This window comes from Microcella sp., from assembly GCF_033763155.1.
Classification (GTDB): Bacteria; Actinomycetota; Actinomycetes; order Actinomycetales; family Microbacteriaceae; genus Microcella.
In genome coordinates this window covers 1-3,971 of sequence record NZ_JANRKZ010000107.1, presented here as the reverse complement: position 1 = coordinate 3,971, position 3,971 = coordinate 1, and the positions used below count along the sequence as shown (strand labels likewise).

Here is a 3,971-nt window from a genome sequence, read left to right as displayed (position 1 = left end):
CGCCGACGGCGTTGACGGTCGCACAATCGAACGTGTCGAACTGCTCTTGCAGTTCGGGGGTAATCCACGCGATGTCGCTCGCATCAGTCGGGCTCGCGGTCGGAGTCGGTTCTTCACTCGCAGACGGCGAGACCGACGGGTCTGCGCTCGGCGACGCCGAGGGGTCAGTGCTGGGGTCGACCGCTCCCTCTTCACCAATGGTGTCGGCAGACGGTGCGCCGGCGATGAGCACCGGACGGAACTCAAGCTTCGCCGAGCTCGAGATGCGCTCGCGCGTCTCGTCATCAGGCTCGCCCGGAATCGACACCACGATGTTCTGGTTGCCCTGAGTGTTGATCTCGGCCTCGCTGACACCGCTGGCATCGACGCGCTGACGAATGATCGCCACGGCGCGCTCCAACTGCTCGGCCGTCACGGCCTCGCCGCTCGAAAGCTGCGGAGTCAGCGTGATCTGCGTGCCACCCTCGAGGTCGAGAGCGAGCTTCGGAGTCCATTGACCGTTGTTGAAGAGCACGCTCGCCCCATTCGCCGCGATAAGGGCGATGATGATGACGAGCAGCCAGACGAGAGAACGAATGGCTTTGCGCTCAGTGGTGCTTCTGGCCACCAGTGATACTCATTTCTGCGAGGGGAGGCGGACGCGCCCGTGACGGGCGCGCCCCGCGAGGTGAGCGAGGGGGTTAGTTCTCGGTCTTCTTGGCGCGCTTCGGCTTCTCGGCCGGTGCGTCGAGGCTCGACTCGTTGATGCTCGGCTCGGCGTCGGCCTCGCCGGCAACCACGGGCTCGTCTTCGATGACGCGCGCGAGGGTCTGACGGTGAACACGCACGGTGCTGCCCGGGCTGGTCTCGAGCACGGCCACGTTGGCGTCATCGTCGATGCTCACGAGAGTTCCGAACAGACCAAAGTTGGTCATGACCTCAGCGCCGGGAACCATCTTGAGCTGCAGCGCCTCGAGGTCTTGCTTGCGCTTGCGCGAGTTGCGGAACATGAAAAAGATGAGCAGGGCGAGCACACCCAGCATGACAATCGTCAACGGGTCAAAAACCATGAGTCGCGGTGCCTTTCAGAGACGGGAGCGGCGTAGCGCTGATGTCAGCGCCGGTCGGCAAGCGGATGCTCGGCCGAGGGCCAGCGATAACTATAGGTCATCGACCTCGGTCACCCGCGGCGCGTGCCCGAGGTGAGCCCACGCGCGAGCGGTTGCAACGCGGCCGCGTGGAGTGCGCGACAGCAATCCGGTTCGCACAAGAAAAGGTTCGACGACCGCTTCAATCGTCTCTGCCTCTTCTCCCACCGACACGGCGAGCGTTGAGAGGCCCACCGGCCCTCCGTCGAATCGTTCAACAATCGCCTGCAACACGGCACGGTCAAGCCGATCGAGACCCTGCTCGTCAACGTCATAGAGCTCGAGGGCCGCACGCACCGCTGCGCGATCCGCGTCTCCCCCGCGCACCAGAGCGAAGTCGCGCACACGGCGGAGCAGTCGGTTGGCGATACGGGGTGTGCCCCGTGAGCGGCGAGCAATCTCTGCGAGGGCATCCTCGTCAATCGCTAGCGACAACAGGCGAGCGGCACGGTCGAGAACCTGGTGCAGCTCGTCGGGTTCGTAGAACTCGAGGTGGGCGGTGAAGCCGAAGCGGTCGCGCAAGGGGTTGGGCAAGAGTCCCGACCGGGTGGTGGCCCCCACAAGAGTGAAGGGTGCCAGTTCGAGGGGAATGCTCGTGGCTCCGGCACCCTTGCCGACCATGATGTCGACACGAAAGTCTTCCATGGCCAGGTAAAGCATTTCTTCGGCAGAGCGCGCCATGCGGTGAATCTCGTCGATGAAGAGCACTTCGCCGGGGACGAGCGACGACAGCACTGCTGCGAGGTCACCCGCGTGCTGAATGGCGGGGCCGCTCGTCATGCGCAATGGCCGCTGGCCCTCGTGCGCGACGATCATCGCGAGGGTTGTCTTGCCGAGGCCGGGCGGCCCCGCGAGCAGGATGTGGTCAGGGGTGCGATTCTGCAGACCGGCTGCTTCGAGGAGGAGCTGCAACTGTCGGCGCACTTTCTGCTGTCCGACAAACTCGGCCAGGCTCTGAGGTCGCAATGCACCCTCGAACGCGAGCTCAGCGGCCGACTCTGGCTCAGCGCGCATCAGGTCGTCGCTCACGAGCGCGACCCATCCGCAGAATCAGCGGCGGAGCGGGCTCGCGCCGGTCCCAACTGGGCAAGCGCTCGGCGCAACAGAACCGGCAGGCCGGTGCTCGGCGCATCAGGGTCAGCATCGACGACCTGTGCGGCGACCTCCAGGGCCGTGCGCTCGGGCCAGCCAAGCCCCGTGAGGGCGGCAGCCAGCGACGTCGTGACGGCTGTGGAGACACCCGCTGCCGCCGCGGGAGCGCCTCCAGTCGGAGCGACCAGTTTGCCGGCGAGCGTCACGACGATGAGTTTGGCGGTCTTGGGTCCGATGCCACTGACGGCACGAAACGGTGCGTCGTCGTCGTCAGCAATGGCTCGCGCGATCGCGTCAGGCGTCATTTCGCCCAACACACCCAGCGCCGACTTGGGGCCGACGCCCGAGACCGTGCGCAGCAACTCGAACAGCCCGAGCTCGGTTTCGTCGGCGAAACCGAACAGACTCATGTCGTCTTCACGAACGACGAGCGCGGTGTGAACGCGCACGGTGTCGCCCGCGCGCAGCTCTCGGGCGTGCCGCTCGGTGACGGCAACCGCGTAGCCAACCCCTGAGACGTCAATGACCGCGCGCGTGCCCGTCAGGGCAATAAGGGTTCCGCGCAGGCTAGCGATCACCCGTCGAGCCTACGGGCGCGCGTCGCCTTCTCCGCCGTGCGCCACGCCTGCTGGGCGGGTGTGAGGTGCGTCACGCCCTGTGCCGTCTCCCCCGCCACTCGCGCCGCAGGGCTCGCCGCGCCGCGCCAGCCGTGGCAGATGGCTAGAGCCAGCGCGTCGGCGGCGTCAGCGGGCTTCGGTGGGGCATCCAATCGAAGGATGCGCTGCACCATCGCCGTCACCTGCTTCTTGTCAGCGGCACCATGTCCCGTGACTGCCGCCTTCACCTCAGTGGGGGTGTGCAGCGTCACTGGCAAGCCGCGCAGTGCCGCGGCGTAGAGCACGACTCCGCTCGCTTGAGCGGTGCCCATGACCGTGCGCACGTTGTGTTGGGCGAAGACACGCTCGAGCGCAATGGCATCGGGGCGGTGTTCGTCGAGCAAGGTGGCAACTCCCTCGCCGATCGCCAACAACCGCGATTCGAGAGCCTGATCGGGCGGCGTCTGAATCACGGTGACGGCGACGAGAGTCGCGCGTCGATTGGGCTCGATGTCGACAATGCCCACTCCGCAGCGAGTGAGACCAGGGTCGACGCCGAGCACTCGCACGCGCGACTACTCGTCGTTGTCGAGTTCGGCGCGAACCTCGGCGCTCAGCGACACGTTCGTGAAGACGTTTTGCACGTCATCCAAGTCATCCATCGCATCGACGAGCTTGAAGAGCTTGCGAGCAGTCTCGGCGTCAGCCTCGATCTGCAGGTTGGCCACGAACTCGGCTTCGGCCGAGTCGTACTCAATGCCGGCGTCCGTCAGCGCCGTGCGTGCCGCCACGAGCTGCGACGGGTCGGTGATGACCTCGAATCCCCCACCTTGGTCGATGACCTCTTCGGCTCCGGCTTCGAGCACCGCCATGAGAATGTCGTCTTCCGTGACGCCGTCGGTCTTTGTGATCGAAATCACACCCTTGCGGCTGAAGTTGTAGGCAACGCTGCCGGGGTCAGCCATCGTGCCCCCGTTGCGCGTCATCGCGGTGCGAACCTCGGCAGCGGCGCGGTTCTTGTTGTCGGTCAAACACTCGATGAGCAGCGCGAGCCCGCCCGGGCCATAACCCTCGTACATGATCGTCTGGTAGTCGATCGACTCACCCGTGAGTCCGGCACCGCGCTTGATGGCACGCTCGATGTTGTCGTTGGGAA

5 protein-coding genes and 1 pseudogene are annotated in these 3,971 nt (G+C 65.8%); all 6 read right to left on the bottom strand.

Features of this window, described 5'->3' with window-relative positions; all coding sequences use genetic code 11:
- Positions 1 to 607, bottom strand: a pseudogene (locus tag SFU54_RS04960) (protein translocase subunit SecD); the annotation flags it as partial.
- 73 nt (positions 608 to 680) lie between these two features.
- Complete coding sequence (locus SFU54_RS04955; protein WP_319015191.1) at positions 681 to 1,049, bottom strand: preprotein translocase subunit YajC; 369 nt, start codon at positions 1,047 to 1,049, stop codon at positions 681 to 683.
- 90 nt (positions 1,050 to 1,139) lie between these two features.
- A complete protein-coding gene (ruvB, locus tag SFU54_RS04950; protein ID WP_413466568.1) occupies positions 1,140 to 2,156 on the bottom strand; it encodes a Holliday junction branch migration DNA helicase RuvB in 1,017 nt (338 codons plus the stop codon).
- Complete coding sequence (gene ruvA / locus SFU54_RS04945; RefSeq protein WP_319015190.1) at positions 2,153 to 2,797, bottom strand: Holliday junction branch migration protein RuvA; 645 nt, start codon at positions 2,795 to 2,797, stop codon at positions 2,153 to 2,155. The genes ruvB and ruvA overlap by 4 nt, the downstream gene beginning before the upstream one ends.
- Positions 2,794 to 3,384 carry a crossover junction endodeoxyribonuclease RuvC gene (gene ruvC, locus SFU54_RS04940; RefSeq protein ID WP_319015189.1) on the bottom strand — a complete coding sequence of 197 codons (591 nt, stop codon included), beginning with the start codon at positions 3,382 to 3,384 and terminating at the stop codon, positions 2,794 to 2,796. The genes ruvA and ruvC overlap by 4 nt, the downstream gene beginning before the upstream one ends.
- A gap of 6 nt (positions 3,385 to 3,390) precedes the next feature.
- Positions 3,391 to 3,971, bottom strand: a 581-nt coding sequence (locus SFU54_RS04935; protein ID WP_319015188.1) for a YebC/PmpR family DNA-binding transcriptional regulator, incomplete at its 5' end; no start/stop codon positions are given.